Genomic DNA, 20,209 nt, shown 5'->3' on the forward strand with positions numbered 1-20,209 from the left:
GCCGACGTCCTACTCGTCACCTCGATGCCCGGGCCCCGCCAGGAAGAATCGCCGGGTCGCGAGATCGGCGGGGAGATACGCCTCGATCGCGACCTCCTCCAGCGCCACCTCGAAGGCCGCGCCGAGCGTGGTGACGGTATTGACGAAGCTGAGCTCGGCCCCACGGAACGCGAGCCGGATGACCAGCGCGACCTCGGCGGGGTCCGGTGTCCCCGGCTCGGGCGGGGTCCCGTGGGCGACCAGTTCCTCGTGCAACGCGTGCAGCCGAGGATCACCGCTGCGGGCGGCCTGGTGGGCGAGCCTGGGCAGCAGGTACGCACGCACCTGGTCCAGATTGCGCAGCCGGGGCGCGAGCCCGTCGGGGTGCAGACCCAGCCGCATCATATTGATCGGCGGACGCGTCAGCTCCGGGGCCGCACCCTCCAGGAAGACCTCCACCGCGCTGTTGGCCAGCACGAGGTTCCATCGCCGATCCACCGCGAGCGCGGGATACGGTTCGTGGGCCAGCAGCACCTGCTGCACGGTCTCGCGCGCCCGCGCCAGATCCGGCCGGTCCAGCGGTCGCGCGCGGAAGACCGGCGCGTGCCCGGCCGCCACCAGCAGCCGGTTGCGCTCACCGACCGGCACATCCAGCCGGTCGGCCAGATGCAGCACCATCGCGCTGCTCGGCACGGTCCGCCCGGTCTCGACGAAACTGAGATGCCGCGCCGACACCTCCGCCGCGATGGCCAGATCCAGCTGACTCAACCCCCTGCGCCCGCGCCACTCCCGCAGCAGTTCACCGACGGATCGTTCCCGGGTCATCCCCCGAGTCTGCGCCGCCCCGCCCCCGACAGCCACTACCCGGCGGGTAATCGACACACCCACCGCGCACCGGCGACAGTCACCCGATGACAACGAACAAGGACCTGGTGGTCGACGCCTTCCACCGCTTCGCCGCAGGCGACATCGAAGTCCTGCGCACCCTCCTGCACGCGGACTTCATCGAACACAGCCCCGGAAACCCCAGCGGCCGAGACGCTTTCATCGACTTCATCCGCACCTCCCCCGTCGCGGCCGCCGACCTCACCCTCCACCGCGTCATCGCCGAAGCCGACCTCGTCGCCCTGCACTACCGGATGACACCCCACCACACCCCGAACCCCGTTGCCGTCGTGGACATCTGGCGACTGGAGAACAACCTGATCGTCGAACACTGGGACGTCGTCCAACCCCTCCCCATCCCCGGCGATCACGGCGACAGCTGAAATGCCTCGACGTGCTCGGGCCGCATACCCACCGCGCGGACGCGTGTCATCGCCCTCGATTCCACCCGGCGTCACACCGCCCGGTGGAATCGAAGCGACGAGCTTCAGCCCTTGCGGCGGGTCTCGATCGCGGCGGCGAGGCGGTCGAGTTGGGTGGCGGTGGTGGTCCAGTCGATGCAGGCGTCGGTGATGGACTGGCCGTAGGTGAGGTCGTCGGAGCGGCCGAGGGTGAGGTCCTGGCGGCCCGCGACGAGGAAGGACTCGAGCATCAGGCCGACGACGCCCTGTTCGCCGGCGGCGAGGCGGTCGGCGATGTCGGTGACCACGTCGACCTGGCGGTTGTGGTCCTTGTTGGAGTTGCCGTGGCTGGCGTCGACGACCAGGCGCTGGGGCAGCGAGGACTTCTCCAGGCGCAGCTTGGCCTCGGCGCAGGAGGCCGCGTCGAAATTGGTGCCGTTGCTGCCGCCGCGCAGGATGACGTGGCAGTCGGGGTTGCCCGAGGTGCGGATCAGCGCGGAGCGGCCGTCGAGGTCGGTGCCGGGGAAGACGTGGCTGGCCGCGGCGGCGCGCACGCCGTCGACCGCGACCTGCACGTCACCGTCGGTGCCGTTCTTGATGCCGACCGGCATCGACAGCGCCGAGGACAGCTGCCGGTGCACCTGGCTGGCGGCGGTGCGGGCACCGATCGCGCCGTAGGAGACCAGGTCCGCGATGTACTGCGGGGTGATCGGGTCGAGGAACTCACACGCCACCGGCAGGCCGAGGGCAGTGATGTCGACGAGGACCTTGCGGCCGATGCCCAGACCGGTGTTCACGTCGAACGAGCCGTCCAGGTGCGGGTCGTTGATCAGGCCCTTCCAGCCCAGCGTGGTGCGCGGCTTCTCGAAGTAGACGCGCATCACCACGTGCAGCCGGTCGCTGAGCTCTTCGGCCTTGGCGGCCAGCTTGCGGGCGTAGTCCAGTGCGGCGGCCGGGTCGTGCACCGAGCACGGCCCGACGATCACCATCAGGCGGTCGTCGTCGCCGTTGAGCACGTCGACGGTGGCCTTGCGGCCCGCGCGCACGGTGTCGGCGAGCTCGTCGGTGATGGGGTGGACCAGGCGCACCTCGGCGGGTGAACGCAGCGGGCTCACGCTGAGGGTGCGCTGATCGTCCAGGTCGGAGTGGCGCGAATCGACATCAACTGCCGTTGTCATGGGAATCGTGGGTCCTTTTCGTTGGAAGGCCGACCCACGGAGTTCGCTACCCGTCGAGCCGGTCAGGTGTCCGGCTCGGGCGGAGGAAGTCAGCGCGCAGGGTCGCAGACCGGCCCACCCAGGGCCGGATCGCTAAACCAGAAATATGCGCGCTGCATGCCAGGGACTCTACCACCGGCGAATCGGCGCGGTCCCGGACACGGTCTCCCGGAGTGTGGACGATCACACTCCGGGGGACCGCGCGCCCCTCCTCGGTCACGACGCGAGGCGGACCTCCGGCGCCGCTGGCCGAGGAGCGGAAAGTGACTGCGCGAGTGGGGTTCAGCCCAGCTGACCGGGCACGTAGTGACCTGCCGGGGTGTGGGCGACGGCATTGAGGCGGTTCCAGGCATTGATCACCGCGATCGCGGCGATGAGGGCCGCGATCTGATCGTCGTCGTAGTGCTTGCGCACCTGCTGCCAGGTCTCGTCGGTGACCTTGCCGCCGTCGGCGACGCGGGTGGTCTCCTCGGTCAGCGCCAGCGCCGCCCGCTCGGCCTCGGTGAACACGTCGGCCTCGCGCCAGGCGGCGACGAGGTGCAGCCGCACCGAGGTCTCCCCGGCGTGGGCGGCGTCCTTGGTGTGCATGTCGACGCAGAAGCTGCAGCCGTTGATCTGCGAGGCCCGGATCTTCACCAGCTCGTGGGTCACCGCGGGCAACGGCGACTCGTCGATCACCTTGGCCGCCATGACCATTCGCTTGGCGAAGCTGGCGGTGACCTTGTTGCCGTAGAGATCGAAGCGCGGTTCCATGATGACTCCTTCGTCGTGTCCGTGGGGTTCACAGAGACGACGGAGCGGGACCGCGCCGTGTGACATCGCGTCAGGTGAGCCCGGTCACAGCAGACCGCAGAGCTTCTCCGACAGCTCCCACAGCGCACCGGCCAGCCGCTGGTCGCGCGAGGCGGCCGAGCTCGACACCCGCTTCGGATAACCCCGCAGTTCGAGCAGCCCGTCGGGACCGTAGAACGCGCCGGGCTCGATATCGGCGGTGGCGGCGAACAGCGTGGGCAGCGCGCCCTGCTCGGCGCTCTGGGCCAGCGTCCGGTTGCCCAGCCACATGAACCATTCCTGGATGGACTCGGTGTGTGACATGAGCTCGGTCGCGGCGTAGCCGGGGTGCGCGGCCACCGAGACCACCGCCGAGCCCTCGCCCGCGAGGCGGCGCTGCAGTTCGTAGGCGAAGCTCAGGTCGGCCAGCTTGGACTGACCGTAGGCGAGCCAGCGGTCGTAGCGGCGCTGCTCCCAGTTCGGGTCGTCGAGGTTGATCCTGCCGATGCGGTGGGCATTGCTCGATACCGTCACCACGCGGTCGGTGATGCGGTCGAGCAGCAGATTGGTGAGCGCGAAGTGGCCCAGGTAGTTGGTGCCGAACTGCATCTCGAAGCCGTCGGAGGTGCGTTGCAGCGGCAGGGCCATCACGCCGGCGTTGTTGATGAGCACGTCGGCACGCTCGACCGAGTCGGCGAAGGCGCGCACGGAGTTCAGGTTCGCCAGGTCGAGCGCGCGGACCTCGGTGTCGCCGGGCATGCCCGCCGCGACCTGCTCGGCCTTGGCCGTATTGCGGCAGGCCAGGATCACCCGCGCGCCCGCCGCGCTCAGTGCCCGGGCGGTGGCGGCGCCGAGCCCGCTATTGGCACCGGTGACGATGATCGTGCGGCCGGTCTGGTCGGGCATGTTCGCGGTAGTCCACTTGCTCACCCGCGGAATTCTAGTTACACCAGGCAAAAGCGCGAATCGACAAGAGCCGGAGCGCAGTTCGCGCGAGGATCACGGTATCGACTCCTGAGCGGCGGCACTCCGCCCTCGATGAGATAGGGTTGCCTAACCTACGACGGACGCAAGTGAGGGCAGTACATGACGTCGACATCGGCCGCGGCAGACCTCCGCGAGGGCTATGTCCCGTTCCCGGCGGACGCCGCCCAGGAGTACCGGACTGCCGGTTACTGGTCCGGCCGCACCCTCGGTGACCTGCTGCGCGACTCCGCCGAGGCGAACCCCGCGCGCCCGGCCGTGCTGGGTGACGCGCCACTGACCTACGCCGAGCTCGACGCCGCCGCCGACCGGATGGCGCACGGCCTGCTCGCCCTCGGCATCGCGCCCGGCGACCGTGTCATCGTGCAGCTGCCGAACATCCCCGAGTTCGCGACCGTGCTGTTCGGGCTGCTGCGGGCGGGCATCGTCCCGGTGCTCACCCTGCCCGCGCACCGCCGCGCCGAGATCGAGCACCTCACCGCGCTCTCCGGCGCCGTGGCCTACCTGATCCCCGACCGGCTCGGCGATTTCGACTATCGCGAGCTGGCCGAGACCGTGCGCGCGGCCGTGCCGAGCCTGCGCCATGTACTCGTCGCCGGTGATCCCGGCGCCTTCACCGCGCTGGATTCTGTTGCTCGCGAAGGTGATTCGCCGCCCGTCGTCGATCCGTCCGAGATCGCGGTGATGCTGGTCTCCGGTGGCACCACCGGTCTGCCCAAGCTGATCGCGCGCACCCACGACGACTACGTCTACAACGCGACCGCCAGCGCCGAGGTGTGCGGCCTGACCGCCGAGGACGTCTACCTCGCGACCCTGCCCGCCGCCCACAACTTCCCGCTGGCCTGCCCCGGCATCCTGGGCACCGTGGCCACCGGCGGCGCGATCGCCTTCACCCTCGACCCGAGCCCCGAATCGGCCTTCGCCGCCATCGAGCAGCACCGGGTGAGCGTCACCGCCGTGGTGCCGCCGCTGGCGCAGCTGTGGAGCGCGGCGGTGGAATGGGAAGAGGCCGACCTGAGTTCGCTGCGCTTGCTGCAGGTGGGTGGCGCGCGGCTGGCCGAGGTCAATGCCCGCGATGTGGAGCCCGCGCTGCGCTGCACGCTGCAGCAGGTGTTCGGGATGGCCGAGGGGCTGCTCAACTTCACCCGCCTCGACGACTCCACCGAACTGGTGTGCACCACCCAGGGCCGCCCGCTGTCCCCCGCCGACGAACTGCGCGTCGTCGATGCCGAGGGCGACGATGTGGCGCCCGGCGAGGAGGGCGAGCTGCTCACTCGCGGTCCCTACACCCTGCGCGGGTATTACCGTGCGCCCGAACACAATGCGCGCGCCTTCACTCCCGACGGCTTCTACCGCAGCGGTGACCTGGTGCGTCAGCTGCCCAGCGGGCACCTGGTGGTCAGCGGCCGGATCAAGGACGTGATCAACCGCGGCGGCGAGAACATCTCCTGCGACGAACTCGAGGAGCACCTGCTCGCCCACCCCGCCGTCCGCCACGCCGCCGCCGTCGGCCTGCCCGACGCCACCCTCGGCGAAAAGGTCTGCGTGGTCCTGGTCGTCACCGGCGACCTCCCCACCCTGGTCGAACTCAAGACCTTCCTCACCGACCGCGGCCTGGCCACCTACAAACTCCCCGACCTCGTCCGCCAGTCCGACGCCCTCCCGCTCACCGCCGTCGGCAAGATCGACAAGAAGGCCCTGCGCGCGATGTCGTAGCCCTGGTGTCTCAGCCGGGCGGAAGCGCCACCGTCCTCAGCGACACATCAGGGCGCGCATCGGGCAGTGACGCGGCCGAAGCGATCGCGTTCCGGCCCTGCGTCAATACCGCTGTGTCGCCGGTCATCGGGGTCGGGTCCACCGGCCCCTTCCATCCGCACCAGCCGCCGCACTCGGCGATCGTCCGGCTCTCGACGCCGCCGTCGTCGAACCGTGCGGTGATGTGCCGGGCCTGGGCCGGGTGGTCACAGATCGGGCAGCTACCGAAGTAGTTGAGAACGATCTGGACGTCCGAGGCGACGACAGTCCGTGTGCGGTGGGTCATGATCGGGTCCTCCCTGTACGGGGAGCCTAGAGCGGCGGTGCGCTGATTCCGGTCGAACCCACCGTGCGGTCGATCACAGATGGGTGGTCAGTTGGCTCCGTCGAGGAGGGTTCGGAGGACGCGGGCGAAGGGTTCAGGTTGGCCGGGGTAGCCGGAATCGGGGCCGGTGAAGCCGCCGTGGTGGCTGGGGAACAGGACCGGCTGGTGGCCGAGTTGTTCGGCGATCGCGGTGGTGGCGCGGTGGGTGACGGTGTCGGTGGATTCTTCGCCGTAGCCGAGGACGATGTGGGTGGGGGCGGCGGTGAGGGCGGGGATGTCGGCTCGGTAGGCGAGGACGGGGCGGGAGCGCTCGGAGAGCAGGGGGTCGTCGCGAGTGCCGTCGTCTTCGCTGGGGAGGCCGAACATCGCGGGGTCGGGGGTGGGGGCGGCGAAGTAGGCGTCGGTGTATTCGCCCTGCCAGGAGGTCATGGCGATGAAGGCGGCCATGCCTGCGCCGAAGCCCTTGGCGGCGTAGGCGTCGCGGTAGCCCTCGGCCGCGCGTTCGGCGGCCGCGGCGTCGGGGAGGGCGGTGAGCAGCGGGGGTTCGTGGGCGACCAGGGTGGTCACGTCGTCGGGGTGGGCGGTGACGAGCGCGAGCGCGACGATGGCGCCGCCGCTGCTGGCGAAGACCTGGACCGGGCCCGCGCCGAGCGCCTCGATGACGGCGTGCACGTCCGCGGCGTGGACGGCGGGGACATTGTCGACCTGCCCGTCGGTGCGAACACTGCGGCCGAGCCCGCGCGGGTCATAGGTGACCACTGTGCGGTCGGGGAAGTACGCGGCGAGCGCCGTGAAGCCACCGGCCTCCATCGGCAGCCCCACCATGAGCAGCGGCGGGCGCCCGTCGGCGGCCGGAAGCGGGCCGTGGACGTCGTAGGTGAGCGTGGCGCCGGGAACGTCGAGCTGGTGTGTGGTCATGTCCGTACCGACGGGACGGGCACGGGAAACTCATCGGTCCCCGCGAAAGACGAACGGCGGCTCGCCAGGGAAGGGATGAGCCGCCGTTCTCGCCGGTTGGTTTCAGGCTTTGACCACGTAGGGAGCCACGCTCCCGAGCTTCTCGCAGGTCTCCTCGAATTCGCGTTCGGGGCGGGACTGGCCCACCACCCCGGCACCGGCGCGCAGCCACGCGCCCTCACCGGTCTGGTAGACGGCACGCAGGACCAGGGTGGCCTCGAGGGCGCCGGTGGGCGAGATGCGAACCACCGCACCGGAATACAGGCCGCGGGGTTCGTGGTCGTTGCGGAAGACCGAGTCGACCCCGGCCCGCTTGGGGATGCCGGAGGCGGTGACCGAGGGGAACAGGACCTCGAGCGCGTCCCAGCTGGTGCGGTCGGGTGCCAGGGTGCCACGGACGGTGGAGGCCAGATGCTGGACGCTGCCGCGTTCGCGCACCGCCATGAAATCGGAGACGGCGGGCGTGCCGGGCACCGACACCGCGGTGATCTCGGCGAAGGAGGTCTGCACCGAGATGGCGTGCTCGACGATCTCTTTCGGGTCGGCCAGCAGATCGGCGCGCGCGGCGCCATCGGCTTCGGCGCCGAGCCCGAAGGCGCGGGTGCCCGCCAGCGGTTCGGTGGTGACCACGCGATCGTCGTCGACGGAGGCCACCAGCTCGGGGCTGAAACCGGCCGCTTCCAGCCCGCCCAGGCGCAGCAGGAACGAGCGGGCGGGGGTGTTGTTGGCGCGGCCGAGCCGGTAGGTGGCGGGCACGTCGACCGCGAAGGGCAGCTCGACCTTGCGCGACAGAATCACCTTCTGATAGCTGCCGGAACGGATTTCGGCGACCGCGGTGGCGACCCGCTCCTGGTAGCCGGTGGGGTCGAGCCGCACGTCGACCGGGGTGGACTCGGGCAGCTCGGTGCCCTGCGACTCGGCGATCAGATCGTGGATGTCGCAGGCCTCGGTGGGGGTGGCGCCGCTGATGCGCACACCGGCGGCGTCGATGCGCACCTCGATGCGCGGAATCATCAGGTTGACCAGGGGGGTGCGCTGGTTGAGGTGGTCGGTCGCGGACAGGGCGTAGGCGCAGAATTCGAAGCCGATCCAGCCGTAGGCGTTGCGGCCGTCGAGCGGGAGTTCGGCGAGGGCGGCGTCGACGACCTCGGCGGGGCTGCCGGTCCACGCGCGCGCGGTGGTCTCCCCGTTCCAGTGCACGCGCAGTTCCCCGGCGTCGAGTTCGACCCCGCCCAGCGGGTCGGCCGCGAAGACCCATTCCCCTGGCTGCTCGTACATCACGTACTCACCGAATCGGTCAGCCGCGGCCAGCCGGGACATCGCTGCCGCTGGATCGGTCACATACTCCACCCGGATGGGCTGCTCCGTCGACGACAACGATCCTCCAAGGTAATGCTGACCTAACTTTGCCGAGTTAGGTTAGCATTACCTCGCGGGTTAGCCAGCTCCAAAATGGGTATTCTTCACCACTCCCTCACCGCGCAACGCGCTGTGGTCCAAGTTCGGTGCGCCGAGGCCCAACTGCGGCTTGAATGGAGGGATGATCGACAACGGTGGGCGGCGTGGCCGGCGTTCAGGATCGTCCGCGGACTCGGTGGTCGCCCTGGTCGACGCGGCCTCGGGCGTGGAACGCGAAGTGATAGGCACCTGGATCGCCGAGGGCGGCCTCGGTGCCGAGATCGGCGCCACGGCCCCGGTGACCCAACTCGACATGGACGCGAAGGCCATCACCAAACGCCTCGTCGGCAGGCACGACGATCCGCTCGTGGTGCCGGTGCGGGTGCTGTGGCTGCCACCCGAGCGCGACGGCGTCCGCCGCGTCACCTTCGCCGACCTGGCCCTGCTGACCAACCCGCGCAAGCCCAACCGGCTGGTCCAGCGCAGGCTGCTGCGCACCGAACCCGACCGGCACCGGGTGCTGGTCGGCGCGCCCGCGCGGCTCAGCGAGCTGCGCGCCAACAACCCGGAGGCGGCCGCGCTGCTGCGCGCCGGGACGGCCGACCCGTTCGCCCGCGCGGTGGTGCGCGCGGCGGTGGTCGCGCTCGAACGCGCCGAACGCACCGTCATCGGCGATCGGTACAAGGTGCCCCAGCTGGTGGCCGAGGAGATCCTGGACTCCCCCGAATTCCAGCGCAAACTCGACTACATCGCCGAGGAGATCGGCTCCGAACCCGACCAGGTGTATCGCAGCGCGGAGAAGGCGCTGCGCGAACTGGTGGCGGCGCAGAGCAGGCTGGTCTCGGACCTGTTCACCCAGGCCATGCGGCCGGTGCACGCCTCGACCTGGAAGGTCGACACCGATCTGGGCGGCCTGGACGCGCTGCGCACGCTCAACCGCAAGTACCCGCTGGTGTTCCTGCCCTCGCATCGCTCCTATGTGGACGCGTTCGTCCTCGGTGACGTGCTGGCCCGCAACGACTTTCCGCCCAATCACGTGATCGGCGGTGCGAATCTGAGCTTCTGGCCGATGGGCCCGATCGCCCGGCGCACCGGCACGGTGTTCATCCGCCGCAGTTTCGGCGACGACGAGGTGTACAAGGCGGTCGTCGAGGAGTACTTCGCCTATCTGCTGGCCAAACGCTTCAATATGGAGTGGTACTTCGAGGGTGGGCGCACCCGCACCGGCAAGCTCCGGCCGCCCCGCTACGGGCTGCTCAATTACCTTGCCGCCGCGGTGCGTTCGCGCCGGGTGGAGGACGTGATGCTGGTGCCGGTGTCGATCACCTACGAGCGGCTCAACGAGCTGGGCGCGATCGCCAGCGAGCAGTCCGGCGGCACCAAGAAGGCCGAGGGCATCGGCTGGCTGGCCAGATATGTGCGCAGTCAACAGCATTCGGCGGGCCGGGTGTATGTGCGCTTCGGCGAACCGATCTCGGCGCGCGAAGGGCTCACCACCCACGGCGATCCCCTGGATCAGCGCCCGGTGACCATCCCGCTGCGCGACACCGCCTCCGGTGCCACCAGCCGCCCCGACGAGTCGGCGCTGGCGGAGGTGGAACGTAAAGCGGTGCAGCGCTTGGCCTTCGATATCGCGGTCGGTATCAACGAGGTCACGCCGATCACGGTGAACGCGCTGGTCACCCTCGCCCTGCTCGGCGTGCACGAGCGCGCGCTGACCCTCGGCGAGGTACGCACCGTACTCGATCCGGTCCTCGGGTACATCGACGCGCGCGGCCTGCCCAGCGGCGAACTGACCGCCTTGCGCGACGAGCAGGGGCTGCGGGTGGTGCTCGAACAGCTGGCCCTGGCCGGGGTGGTGACGGTGTATCGCGGTGGGCTGGAAGCGGTCTACGCGATCGAGCCGGGCGCGCATCTCGAGGCGGCGTTCTACCGCAACAGCGCGGTGCACTGGTTCGTCAATCGCGCCATTCTCGAACTGGCCGCGCTCACCGCGGTGGAGGCGCCCGGCGACGATCCGCTGCGCTCGGCGTGGAAGGCGGCCTTCGCGCTGCGCGATCTGCTCAAGTTCGAGTTCTTCTTCCCGGAACGCCAGGAATTCGCCGACCAGATCATCGCCGAGGTACGGCTGATCGTCCCGGAATGGGACGAGCACACCCCCGACGACCGCCTCGACCGCCAATTCCTCAACGCCCTCACCGATTCCGGCTTCGTGATGGCGCATCGCGTGCTGCGCTCGTTCTTCGACGCGCAATTGGTGGTGGCCGAAAGGCTCGTGGCACGGCCCGCGGACGCGGTGATCGATCGCAAGGAATTCATCGACGAGTGCGTGGCCGTGGGTAAGCAGATGCTTTTGCAGCAGCGGCTGCACAGTGCGGAATCGGTGTCGTCGGAATTGTTCACCAGCGCGTGGAAACTCGCGGAGAACCACAAACTGATCACCCCCGCCACCGGCGACGCCGCCGCCGAATTGATCCAGCGGCGCGCGGAATTCGCCCAGCAGCTGCGTGATCTCGGTGAACGGATCGCGCGGGCGGCCACCCTGGACCCGTCGAACCGGACGGCCCTGTGATGAGCACGCTCGAGGCGGCGGTGGCCGCGATCCGGTCGGGTCCGCGGGGCGCGCAGGTGATCGCCGCGTTCGATTTCGGGGGGACCGTGGTCGACGGGATGCCGCGCCGGGGGCTGGTCAGCCGGGTCGCGCGACGTGGTGACGCCCGGCGCGCCGCACTGCTGGGCGGTATCCGGCGTGGCGGAGGGGACGGCGACTACGGGCGCTTCCTGCAGGCCGTCGAGCGGACCTGGGCCGGGGTGCCCGAGGAGGAACTGGTCGCGCTGGGCCGCGCCGCGTTCCGGAAGGAGATCTACGGGCGGCTGTTCCCGGAGGCGTGGCGGCTCGTCCGCGAACATCAGCTGGCCGGGCACACGGTGGTGCTGGTCAGCGAGCTGACGGTCTATCAGGTGGGCCCGGCGGCCGAGCGGCTCGGCATCGAACACGTGCTGTGCACGCGACCGGCCATCGAAGACGGCGTCCTGACCGGCCATCTCGACGGGCCGCCGCTGTGGCGTGCGGGGAAGGCCGCTGCCGTGCGCGAGTTCGCCGCGGGGCTCGGCGCCGAGGTGGGCTATGTCTACGCCGACAGCGCGACCGACCTGCCCCTGCTCGAGCTGGCGGCCGTCCCCACCGCCGTCGACCCCGATCCGGCACTGGCCGAGCACGCGGCCGCCGCGGGCTGGGCGAGCCTCACCTTCCGCCCGCGCCGCGCCCCGCGCCCGATCGACTACCTGCGCACCGTGGCGGGCTTCGCCGCGCTGCTCGGCGGCGCGCTGACCGGAGTGCTGCGCAAGTCCTACACCCGCAGGCGCCGGGCCATGGCCGACGCGCTGCTGCACGACGCCACCACGGCGACCCTGCGCGCGATCGATGTCCGGCTGCGCGTGGTCGGCGCCGAACACGCCCGCGCACCGCGGCCCGCGGTGTTCCTGTTCAACCACCAGAGCCAGTTCGACGTGATCATCGTGCCCAAGGTGCTCGACGGGGCGGTGACCGGCGTCGGCAAGAAGGAACTGGCCAAGCATCCGCTGTTCGGGCCGCTCATGCGATTCGTCGGCGTCACCTTCATCGACCGCTCCGACACCGAGCGCGCCAAAGCCGCACTGGCCCCGGTGGTCTCGACGCTGCGCGAGGGACTGTCCATCGCGGTGGCACCCGAGGGCACCCGCTCGTACACGCCCGGGGTGGGACCGTTCAAGAAGGGCGCGTTCCACATCGCCGTGCAGGCGGGCGTCCCGGTGATCCCGGTGGTGATCCGCAATGCCGGCGAGATCGCCTGGCGGGATTCGCCGATCGCGCGCGCGGGGATCGTGGATGTGGCGGTGCTGGCGCCGATCGATGTGTCGGAGTGGGACCCGGCGGAGATGGACGACGAGGTCGAGGGCGTGCGTCGGCTCTACGAACACACGCTGCTGAACTGGCCACACGACTGACATCTGTGGTGCGCGGCGGCACCGGCGCCGCGCGGGTGGCGCGCGCAACTGGGTGAGCACGCCTGGCAGCTGCGTAGCCGCATCGGAATCGCCGACGACTGGGCGGCCGCACGGAGATGCGCGGCCGCCCAGCGGTCAACTGTCGAACAACTGCTGGCCCAAGTAGTGGCCTGGGCCGGGGACACCGGCGGGGATCGCGAAGACCGCCGATCCGATGGGGGTCGTCCATTCGTTGAGCGCGTCGAATTCCGCCAGTCGTCGCTGGACCGGCAGGAACTGGGTGTCGATATCGCGCTGGTAGGCGACGAACAGCAGGCCCGAATTCGACACCTGGCCGGGTGCCGGGGGCTCGTCGTAGTTGAAGCCGCGGCGCAGGAACCGTTCCCCGTCGTGGGTGTGCCGGGCGCGGGCGACGTGGGAGCCCGGTGGGATGACCGGGATGCCGTTGCGGTCGACCGCGGTCAGGTCCGGCTCGTCGTGCTCGGCGGTGCCGGTGAGCGGCGCGCCGTCGGACACCCGGCGGCCGACGGTGATTTCGCGGCCGTCGGCGTCGAGTTCGTCCCAGGTGTCGAGGTCCATGGCGATGCGCCGCAGGACCAGGCTCGTGCCGCCGGACAGCCAGGGCGTGGTCGCGCCGTCGTCCCAGATCAGCCGGTCGAAATCGGCCGGGGCGATGCCGACGGTGCCGTCGAGCTGGCCCATCAGGTTGCGCGGGGTCTGCCCGGGTGGGGCGTCCCGGAAACCGCGCTGCGCCCAGCGCGTCCGCACCAGCGAGCGCACGTGCTTGGACAGCACGCGCGTCGCGTGGGCGACCGTGGTCGCCTCGTCGGCGCAGATCTGGAGGACCAGGTCGGCGCCGGTGTAGGCGGGGTCGAGGCGGTCGATCGGGAAGGCCGGGAGCGGGCGTAACCAGGGCGGCCTGCGATCCTCGACACCCGCGGCGGTGAACAGGCCGGCGCCGAAGCCGACGGTGATGGTCAGGCGGGCCGGTCTGGCCGCCAGTTCCGGTTCGGTGTCGGCCAGGGCCGGGCCGCCCCGGGTGAGGCGGTGGGCGTCGTCGGTCCAGATGCGGAGCAGGCCGATGATGTCGTCGCGGGTGACCTCCGGTGCGAGGTCGAAGCCCGCGAAGGTGACGTGGCCGGGTGGCGGGGTCGCGATACCGGCCTGGTGCGGGCCGTAGAACTCGACGACATCCGTGGCCGCGTCACGCTCCGGTTCGGCACGCGGGAAACCGGCCGCACCCCAGCCGATCCCCGCCGCGCCTGCCACACCCACCGCCGCCGCTCCCCCGCCGAGCAGACGCCGGCGGGAGAGCCCTGGCTTCGGATCAGCCACCGTGGGCGGGGTTCTCGGCGCCCGGTGCGTAATGCTCGTTGCCGCCGGCGAAATCGCGGATCTGGGCGGTGACCACGGAGGTGGAGCCGTCGGCGAAGGTGAGCGTGAGCGAGGTCTCCGCGCCGGTGCGCAGGGGTTGCAGCAGATCCATGAACATGAGGTGCTCGGCGCCGGGGCGCAGGGTCACCGCGCCGTGGGCGGGGATGGTGATGCCGCCTTCCTTGGGGCGCATGGTCTTCGCGCCGGTGCTGTCGGGGACCACCTCGTGGATCTCCACCCGAGCGGAGGCGGGGCTGGTGGCGGCGACGAGGGTCACCGGCTCGTCACCGGTGTTGGCGAGATTGCCGAAGGCGGCGGACATGCCGGAGTCGGCGGCCTTGATCCACTGGTCGCTCAGGGTGACCCGGTCGCTCTGGGCGGACGACGGCGCGGCGTCGGAACCGGTGCAGGCGGTGGCGAAGACAGCGAGGACGGACAGGGCGGTCGCGGCGCCGAAGCGGCGGGCGATGCGCGGGGTACGCGGGAACGCGGACACGGAAGATCTCCGATCGTGGGTGAGTGGACCCCGGACCGGTCGACACGGGAAATCGGTCGCCGGGAAGACGACCGGTGCCGATGCGGGTCGAGCGCCCGAAGCCGGACAGGCGGGGGCGCTATGCCGGGGTGAGGTGACGCGCGATACCGGGGACGCGCGGCGGGGCGCGCAGGCCGATGCCGGGATGCCGCAGGAGCCGGTGGAGGATCGCGCGGTCGTCGGCGCGGGGTGGGCGCGGTGGCGCGGCGGGGGTGGCGAGGAAGCCGGTGAGGATGACGATCAGGCGGCGGACGCTGGTGATCGCGCGGCGGGCACCGGCTTCGGCGGCGCGGATGGCGAGGGCGCAGACCGGGACCGCGATGCCGTGCGCGAGCAGCATGGCCGCGGTGAGGTCGTGGTGGTGGGTGTGTCCGAGGGACAGGGCGGTGTGGCCGATGGCCTGTCCACCGGTCAGCAGCGCCATGGTCGCGGCCGGTCCGGTGGAACGGGGCAGCGCCGCGGCGACGACGCCGATCAGGGCGCAGGCGGCGAGCAGCAGGGTGATCGCCGCACCGCCGGGCGCGGCACTCGCGCCGCCGAGTCCGTGGGCCAGGATCGCGACCGCACCGGCGGCAGCACCGACCGCGGCACCGCGCAGGTGCGCGGCCGGATCCGGGGGTGCGGGCACCCCGCCATGCTACGACCTCCTGTCGTAGTTGTCCGGCGCAGGTCCCTCACCAGCGTTTTCCGTTTTCCCGGAATCGAATTCGCGTACAACGCTTGACCTAAACCATTGTTCAGGTTGGATGCTCGTCTCACCACCGAATGAGGGAGAACATCATGACCACCATCGCCGCCACCGCCGACCGCACCCTGCCCGCCCTGAACCGGCCCGTCGCCGTGCTGGGTGGCGTGGTCGCCGCGGTCGTGCTGAATCTGATCGTCTGGGGCATCGGCGCCGCCGCGGGCGGATCGTTCGTCGTCACCGACGGGGACACGGTCAGCGATGTCGCGCCGGGCGGGGTGGTGATCATGTCGGCCGTGCCGCTGCTGATCGGCCTGACCGCCGCGGTGCTGGTGTCCTACCTGTGGACCGGCGTGCTGCGGGTCGCCGAGGTCGTCGGCTCGGTGCTGGCCGTCGCGACCATCGGCCTGACGGTCGCCGCGGACTTCGACACCGCCTCCACCGTCGCGCTGTCGGTCATGCACGTGGTGCTGGTGCCGGTGATCGTGGTCGCGCTGGAAGGCGTGCGCCGCGGCATCGCCGCCCGCTGACCCCGGACACGACGAAGGGCCCCGCCGATCCGGCGGGGCCCTTTCGCGCGAACGCTCAGACCGAGCGGCCGAACAGCAGCTTCCACGGCATCAGCGCCGACTCGATCTGCACCTTGAAACTCATCTTCGAGGCACCCACGGTGCGCTCCTCGAACCGGATCGGCACCTCGGCGATCGTGTACCCCTTCTTGATCGCGCGGTAGTTCATCTCGACCTGGAACGAGTAGCCGTTGCTGCGGATCGAGGCCACATCGATGGCGCGCAGGGTGTCGGCCTTCCACGCCTTGAAACCCGCGGTGGCGTCCTTGACGCCCAGGCGCAGGATCAGGTTGACGTAGAAATTGGCCCAGGCCGAGAGGGCCTTGCGGTACCACTTCCACTCCTCGGCGGTCGAGCCGCCGGGCACGTAGCGCGAGCCGAGCACCACGCCGACATCGGGCGCGCTCAGCTTGTCGAGCATGGCCGGGATGACCTCGGCGGGGTGCGAGAGGTCGGCGTCCATCTGGATCACCACGTCGGCGCCGTCGGCGAGGGCCTGGGTGATGCCCGCGATGTAGGCGCGGCCGAGGCCGTCCTTCTCGGTGCGGTGCAGCACGCTCACCACGTTCGGCAGGTCGGCGGCCAGCTTGTCGGCCACCTCGCCGGTGCCGTCGGGTGAGTTGTCGTCCACCACCAGCACGTGCAGATCGGGGACCGGCAGCGCCGTCAGCCGCTCCACCGCCACCGGCAGATTTTCCCGCTCGTCGTAGGTCGGCACAACAACGGTAACCCTCAAGGGTCGCCCTCCCTGCTCACCTGGTAACGCCCGGCGACCCGGGTAACCGGGCGCCGCGGCATGTCATCGATTCGTTATGACGGTACTCGATCGACCTGACAGGAAACCGATCGGCCGGGCCGGGCCCTCACCACAGCCGCCCGGCGTGGACCAGCGCGTCCACCACCAGCGCGACACCGAACACCACGAACAGCACCCGCACCACCGGCGGCCCGAAGCGGGTGATCCCCCGCACGAGCAGGCGGTACACCCGCCGCGCCCGCGGTGTCCGGCGCAGGGCCAGCGCCAGCACGATCAGCGGCAGCACCAGCGCGACCAGGCAGTACGCCGCCACGATCACCGGCCAACCCAGCGGCAGTGGACGCTGCGCGGCCAGCAGCGCCAGCGCCGCCAGGTACGGCACCGAGGTGGGCACCTTGGCCAGCCCGAGGGTGAAGCCCACCACACCCATCAGCCACGGCCGCTCGCGCACCGGCCGCACCCAGCGACCGCCCGTGCGCGCGGTCGCGGTCACCGGCAGCGCCGCCACCCCGATCAGCCCCAGGCCGATCAGCAGCTCACCCCAGTACCGCAGCGTCGGGGTGAGCTCGAAGTCCAGCCAGCGGACCAGGAAGTCGAGGCCGAGCACGGTGCACAGACCGAAGGCGAAGGAGACGGCGAAGACCCCGCCGATGAAACTGAGCACCCCGACCACCGGCGAGCGACGGGTCAGTCTCGCGTCGGCGACCACGGCGGTGGTGATGGCCACCAGCAGCACGTCGAGCGCGTCGAGGACGGCGAACCCGAGCAGCGTGATCAGCAGGACTCCCATGACTTGCGCGACCCTACTCGGCCCGACCCCGCCCACAACGGCCGCGACCTGGTTACGCTTTTCCTGGGAGCACCCGCGATCGTGAAGGGGAAGACCTCGTGGCAGAAATGTCTTTCGACCCGGCAGCGCTCGACGCCTATCAGCGTGCGGCAGCCCGGGTTTCCGAACTACTCGGCACAGCGGCAACCGACACCACCACCGCGGCGGGGGTCGATCTATCCGGATTAGGCGTGCTCGGACGCGAATTCGCGGCCGCCTGGAGCAAGGCGGCGGGTGATCACGCCGCGACCCTGAGCACCGCGGGCAATCTGGTCAGCACCTACCAGGGCATCCTGGACCGCTTCGGCAGCGCGGTCGTCGGCATCGACACCGGACTGGCGGGCGACCTCGACGCCGTCGCGAGCGAGGTGGCGTGATGCGCACGAAATCGCTGGTCACCGAGAACACCCTGAGCACGATCACCCCCGCCGAGGCCGAGGCCAAGCTCGCGCCGGTGATCGCCCTGCTCGAGGTGCCGCTGCTGGAACTGCGGAAATCGCTGGGCACCAACACCTCCGCCGACCCCGATCCGTCGGTGGTCTCGGCGCTGACCTCGGCCTCGAACGCGACCACCGCCACCGAGGACCCGCACCGCCTCGGCCTCTACGCGCTCGAGTCCACCGACACCGCGGCCCCGGCCACCCCGGCACTGCGCCAGACCGCGACCGAGGTCTCCGCCGCCGCCGACCGCGGCCAGCGGCTGAGCACCCTGCTCGGACAGGCACATTCGACCCAGGCGACCGCGGCCGCCAAAGTCGACGCGATCATCGCCGACTTCCGCGCCAAGGCCAAGGCCGCCGCACCGGCGGTGAACAGCAACAACCTCGACGCCATCGTCGAACTCGCCGAGGAGGCCATCACCGAGGCCGTCGGGGTGGTCGGCACCGCCAGCACCGACATGGACCAGTACACCCGCGACACCAAAGAGCTCACCAGCGATCTCGGCGGCACCAACGGGGTGACGGTCCCGCCCGGCGCCACCGAGGTCGCCCCCGGCGTCTACGTGCTCGGCACCGGCGGCACCTCGACCGGTGACTACAGCTTCGACGACGACACCGAGTCCACCGGCGACCCGGCCACCGATGCCCAGATCGCCTTGCAGAAGGCGCTGATCAGCGGTGGGGTGTCGCTGGGGACCGCGGCGATCGACGCGGGCGTCGAGTTCGGCACGCACCTGATCGACAAGATCGCCGAGGTCGCCATGTACGGCATCGACTCGGGCACCGAACTGGCCACCACCGGCATCGACACGCTGGCCGCGGGCGTCACCGGTGGCGACACCGCGACCGCCCCGGCGGGCACCGCGCCGACCACACCGACAACACCCTCGGGCAACGGCGGCAACTCCAGCACGCTGTTCGGCGGGCTCGGCGGGACCAGCGACAAGCCGGCCACCGCCGCGCCGAGCACCCCCAGCAAGCCCGACACTCCGTCGACGGTCACGCCGACCACGCCGGAGCCGTCCTACCAGGCACCCAAGACCGAGGTGCCGTTCCAGTCGCCGGGCAACAGCCAGGCGCCCACCCAACAGCCGGTGCAGGGCGGGGTGATCCCGCCCGCCGCCCGTCCCCAGCAGGACCAGGAGAGCGAACGGCCCGCCGCGCCCAAGCACGGCCAGCCGGGAGTCGTCCCGGCCCCGGCCTAGGAGGCGTGCGTGGACAACCCGTTCGGCGCGTACTTCACCTCACCGGACGCGCCACCGCCCGCCCGCCGCCGCCCCCAGGGCAAGCGACGACGCAGGCGGCGGCGCGAGGCCGAGCCGCAGACGATCGGCACCACCCCGGAGACCTGGCCGCCGCCGGACCCGGAGCCGTTCGACGACCGGCCGGTCACCACGCCCGTCCACGTCGAGCCGGTGTACCGCACCGACGCCGACGACGACGGGTTCACCGGCGACTGGAACGACTGGCACGACGACACCCCCGTCCCCGAGGCACCGGCGCGCCACGACGACGTGGACTGGAACGACTGGGCCACCACCACCGCCACCGAACAGAGCGGCGACCACGTCGAGATGCCGGTGCTGCCACGGCTCAAGGACTTCGGTGGGGGCGGCACGGTCACCCGGCGGCCGCGCAAGTCCTTCGACGACGAACGCTACGACGATCCGCACGGGCGTGCGAAGGCGGCGGCGGTGATCAAGGGCGTGGTCGGCGCGCTGGTGTTCGTGGTCGCGCTCGGCCTGGCCGCCAATATCTTCCTCGGCCCCTCCGACAAGGCCGACTCCGCGAAACAGGCCGCGCTGGCGGGTGTTCCGGTAACCACGGCCGCCGAGGAGACCGTGGTCGCACCGGCCCCACCGCATGCCGTGGACGGCTGCGAGTCCTTCCGCAGTTCCTCGATCACCATCAGCGCCGACCGTGGCGACACCGCGACCCCCCAGGGCGCGATCCTGGGTTTCGAATACAGCTACTACGTCGACCGTGACGCCGCCAAGGCCCGCGCCTACGTCACCGACAACGCCCATGTCGGCGACGAGGCCGCGCTGGCGGCGGGCATCGCCACCTTCCCGGCCGGGGTGAAGTACTGCATCCACATCACCCGCGCCGACACCACCGATCCGTCGGTCTGGAATGTCACCGTGCAGCAGCAGTGGCCCGGTGACACCGCCATCGAGAAGATCAACCAGACGATGCGCACCACCGAGGTCTCCCCCGGCCGCTACCGCATCACCAGCATCGATCACCGGAACTGAGGTACGCGAAAGGCCCCCACACCGGCATGGTGTGGGGGCCTTTCGTGGCGACCCTGACGGGACTCGAACCCGCGACCTCCGCCGTGACAGGGCGGCGCGCTAACCA

General features: G+C 70.8%; 20 protein-coding genes. 8 read left to right on the forward strand and 12 right to left on the reverse strand.

What is annotated here, in order from left to right:
• Positions 1 to 9: 9 nt before the first annotated feature.
• On the reverse strand, positions 10 to 804 hold the full coding sequence (locus tag ACWEMY_RS19320; protein WP_452391129.1) for a helix-turn-helix domain-containing protein: 795 nt from the start codon (positions 802 to 804) through the stop codon (positions 10 to 12).
• Between the two features lie 86 nt (positions 805 to 890).
• Here ACWEMY_RS19320 and ACWEMY_RS19325 point away from each other — a divergent pair, with 86 nt between their 5' ends.
• A complete protein-coding gene (locus tag ACWEMY_RS19325; protein ID WP_452391130.1) occupies positions 891 to 1,247 on the forward strand; it encodes a nuclear transport factor 2 family protein in 357 nt (118 codons plus the stop codon).
• Between the two features lie 104 nt (positions 1,248 to 1,351).
• Here the strand turns inward: ACWEMY_RS19325 and ACWEMY_RS19330 are convergent, their stop codons facing one another.
• The 3 genes from ACWEMY_RS19330 to ACWEMY_RS19340 form a co-directional block, all read right to left on the reverse strand.
• A complete protein-coding gene (locus ACWEMY_RS19330; protein WP_452391131.1) occupies positions 1,352 to 2,443 on the reverse strand; it encodes a 3-deoxy-7-phosphoheptulonate synthase in 1,092 nt (363 codons plus the stop codon).
• Positions 2,444 to 2,764: 321 nt separating this feature from the next.
• A complete protein-coding gene (locus ACWEMY_RS19335) occupies positions 2,765 to 3,235 on the reverse strand; it encodes a carboxymuconolactone decarboxylase family protein (RefSeq protein WP_452391132.1) in 471 nt (156 codons plus the stop codon).
• An 84-nt stretch (positions 3,236 to 3,319) separates the two neighbouring features.
• Complete coding sequence (locus ACWEMY_RS19340) at positions 3,320 to 4,183, reverse strand: oxidoreductase (protein ID WP_452391133.1); 864 nt, start codon at positions 4,181 to 4,183, stop codon at positions 3,320 to 3,322.
• Between the two features lie 156 nt (positions 4,184 to 4,339).
• Between ACWEMY_RS19340 and ACWEMY_RS19345 the strand changes: the two genes are divergently transcribed.
• Positions 4,340 to 5,953, forward strand: a complete 1,614-nt coding sequence (locus ACWEMY_RS19345; protein WP_452391134.1) for a (2,3-dihydroxybenzoyl)adenylate synthase — start codon at positions 4,340 to 4,342, stop codon at positions 5,951 to 5,953.
• 10 nt (positions 5,954 to 5,963) lie between these two features.
• Here ACWEMY_RS19345 and ACWEMY_RS19350 read toward each other — a convergent pair whose 3' ends face one another.
• The 3 genes from ACWEMY_RS19350 to ACWEMY_RS19360 form a co-directional block, all read right to left on the reverse strand.
• Positions 5,964 to 6,278 (reverse strand): hypothetical protein, encoded by a 315-nt coding sequence (locus ACWEMY_RS19350; RefSeq protein ID WP_452391135.1) that lies wholly within the window; start codon positions 6,276 to 6,278, stop codon positions 5,964 to 5,966.
• Positions 6,279 to 6,365: 87 nt separating this feature from the next.
• Positions 6,366 to 7,235: an alpha/beta fold hydrolase gene (locus ACWEMY_RS19355; RefSeq protein WP_452391136.1), complete on the reverse strand. Its 870-nt coding sequence runs from the start codon at positions 7,233 to 7,235 to the stop codon at positions 6,366 to 6,368.
• 102 nt (positions 7,236 to 7,337) lie between these two features.
• The gene (locus ACWEMY_RS19360; RefSeq protein ID WP_452391145.1) at positions 7,338 to 8,624 is read right to left on the reverse strand and encodes a salicylate synthase; all 1,287 of its coding nucleotides are present in this window, start codon (positions 8,622 to 8,624) and stop codon (positions 7,338 to 7,340) included.
• A 190-nt stretch (positions 8,625 to 8,814) separates the two neighbouring features.
• Here ACWEMY_RS19360 and ACWEMY_RS19365 point away from each other — a divergent pair, with 190 nt between their 5' ends.
• Entirely contained in the window at positions 8,815 to 11,244 is a 2,430-nt protein-coding gene (locus ACWEMY_RS19365) for a glycerol-3-phosphate 1-O-acyltransferase (protein WP_452391137.1), read from the forward strand.
• Positions 11,244 to 12,659 (forward strand): HAD-IB family hydrolase, encoded by a 1,416-nt coding sequence (locus tag ACWEMY_RS19370; RefSeq protein ID WP_452391138.1) that lies wholly within the window; start codon positions 11,244 to 11,246, stop codon positions 12,657 to 12,659. Before ACWEMY_RS19365 ends, ACWEMY_RS19370 begins: the two co-directional genes overlap by 1 nt.
• 135 nt (positions 12,660 to 12,794) lie before the next feature.
• Here ACWEMY_RS19370 and ACWEMY_RS19375 read toward each other — a convergent pair whose 3' ends face one another.
• From ACWEMY_RS19375 to ACWEMY_RS19385, 3 genes are all read right to left on the reverse strand, one after another.
• Positions 12,795 to 13,994 (reverse strand): Dyp-type peroxidase, encoded by a 1,200-nt coding sequence (locus ACWEMY_RS19375; RefSeq protein WP_452391139.1) that lies wholly within the window; start codon positions 13,992 to 13,994, stop codon positions 12,795 to 12,797.
• Entirely contained in the window at positions 13,987 to 14,529 is a 543-nt protein-coding gene (locus ACWEMY_RS19380) for a copper chaperone PCu(A)C (RefSeq protein WP_452391140.1), read from the reverse strand. The genes ACWEMY_RS19375 and ACWEMY_RS19380 overlap by 8 nt, the downstream gene beginning before the upstream one ends.
• Positions 14,530 to 14,647: 118 nt before the next feature.
• Positions 14,648 to 15,196 (reverse strand): hypothetical protein, encoded by a 549-nt coding sequence (locus ACWEMY_RS19385; protein WP_452391141.1) that lies wholly within the window; start codon positions 15,194 to 15,196, stop codon positions 14,648 to 14,650.
• 152 nt (positions 15,197 to 15,348) lie between these two features.
• Here ACWEMY_RS19385 and ACWEMY_RS19390 point away from each other — a divergent pair, with 152 nt between their 5' ends.
• Entirely contained in the window at positions 15,349 to 15,783 is a 435-nt protein-coding gene (locus tag ACWEMY_RS19390) for a DUF6069 family protein (protein WP_375933724.1), read from the forward strand.
• Positions 15,784 to 15,838: 55 nt separating this feature from the next.
• Here the strand turns inward: ACWEMY_RS19390 and ACWEMY_RS19395 are convergent, their stop codons facing one another.
• Positions 15,839 to 16,558 carry a polyprenol monophosphomannose synthase gene (locus tag ACWEMY_RS19395; RefSeq protein ID WP_452391142.1) on the reverse strand — a complete coding sequence of 240 codons (720 nt, stop codon included), beginning with the start codon at positions 16,556 to 16,558 and terminating at the stop codon, positions 15,839 to 15,841.
• A gap of 127 nt (positions 16,559 to 16,685) precedes the next feature.
• Positions 16,686 to 17,369 carry a GAP family protein gene (locus tag ACWEMY_RS19400; protein ID WP_375933719.1) on the reverse strand — a complete coding sequence of 228 codons (684 nt, stop codon included), beginning with the start codon at positions 17,367 to 17,369 and terminating at the stop codon, positions 16,686 to 16,688.
• Between the two features lie 98 nt (positions 17,370 to 17,467).
• Between ACWEMY_RS19400 and ACWEMY_RS19405 the strand changes: the two genes are divergently transcribed.
• From ACWEMY_RS19405 to ACWEMY_RS19415, 3 genes are read left to right on the forward strand one after another with little or no spacing between them, the layout of a single operon-like run.
• Complete coding sequence (locus ACWEMY_RS19405; protein WP_375933716.1) at positions 17,468 to 17,785, forward strand: hypothetical protein; 318 nt, start codon at positions 17,468 to 17,470, stop codon at positions 17,783 to 17,785.
• A complete protein-coding gene (locus ACWEMY_RS19410) occupies positions 17,785 to 19,053 on the forward strand; it encodes a hypothetical protein (RefSeq protein WP_452391143.1) in 1,269 nt (422 codons plus the stop codon). The genes ACWEMY_RS19405 and ACWEMY_RS19410 overlap by 1 nt, the downstream gene beginning before the upstream one ends.
• Before the next feature lie 9 nt (positions 19,054 to 19,062).
• Positions 19,063 to 20,103, forward strand: coding sequence for a hypothetical protein (locus ACWEMY_RS19415; protein WP_452391144.1), 1,041 nt, complete (start codon positions 19,063 to 19,065; stop codon positions 20,101 to 20,103).
• The last annotated feature ends 106 nt before the right edge of the window (positions 20,104 to 20,209 follow it).

This window comes from Nocardia sp. NPDC004415 (assembly GCF_053602435.1).

Coding starts and splice junctions, on each gene's coding strand:
- ACWEMY_RS19320 (WP_452391129.1), bottom strand. CDS start 804: ATGACCCGGGAACGATCCGTCGGTGAACTGCTGCGGGAGTGGCGCGGG.
- ACWEMY_RS19325 (WP_452391130.1), top strand. CDS start 891: ATGACAACGAACAAGGACCTGGTGGTCGACGCCTTCCACCGCTTCGCC.
- ACWEMY_RS19330 (WP_452391131.1), bottom strand. CDS start 2,443: ATGACAACGGCAGTTGATGTCGATTCGCGCCACTCCGACCTGGACGAT.
- ACWEMY_RS19335 (WP_452391132.1), bottom strand. CDS start 3,235: ATGGAACCGCGCTTCGATCTCTACGGCAACAAGGTCACCGCCAGCTTC.
- ACWEMY_RS19345 (WP_452391134.1), top strand. CDS start 4,340: ATGACGTCGACATCGGCCGCGGCAGACCTCCGCGAGGGCTATGTCCCG.
- ACWEMY_RS19350 (WP_452391135.1), bottom strand. CDS start 6,278: ATGACCCACCGCACACGGACTGTCGTCGCCTCGGACGTCCAGATCGTT.
- ACWEMY_RS19355 (WP_452391136.1), bottom strand. CDS start 7,235: ATGACCACACACCAGCTCGACGTTCCCGGCGCCACGCTCACCTACGAC.
- ACWEMY_RS19365 (WP_452391137.1), top strand. CDS start 8,815: ATGATCGACAACGGTGGGCGGCGTGGCCGGCGTTCAGGATCGTCCGCG.
- ACWEMY_RS19370 (WP_452391138.1), top strand. CDS start 11,244: ATGAGCACGCTCGAGGCGGCGGTGGCCGCGATCCGGTCGGGTCCGCGG.
- ACWEMY_RS19390 (WP_375933724.1), top strand. CDS start 15,349: ATGACCACCATCGCCGCCACCGCCGACCGCACCCTGCCCGCCCTGAAC.
- ACWEMY_RS19400 (WP_375933719.1), bottom strand. CDS start 17,369: ATGGGAGTCCTGCTGATCACGCTGCTCGGGTTCGCCGTCCTCGACGCG.
- ACWEMY_RS19410 (WP_452391143.1), top strand. CDS start 17,785: ATGCGCACGAAATCGCTGGTCACCGAGAACACCCTGAGCACGATCACC.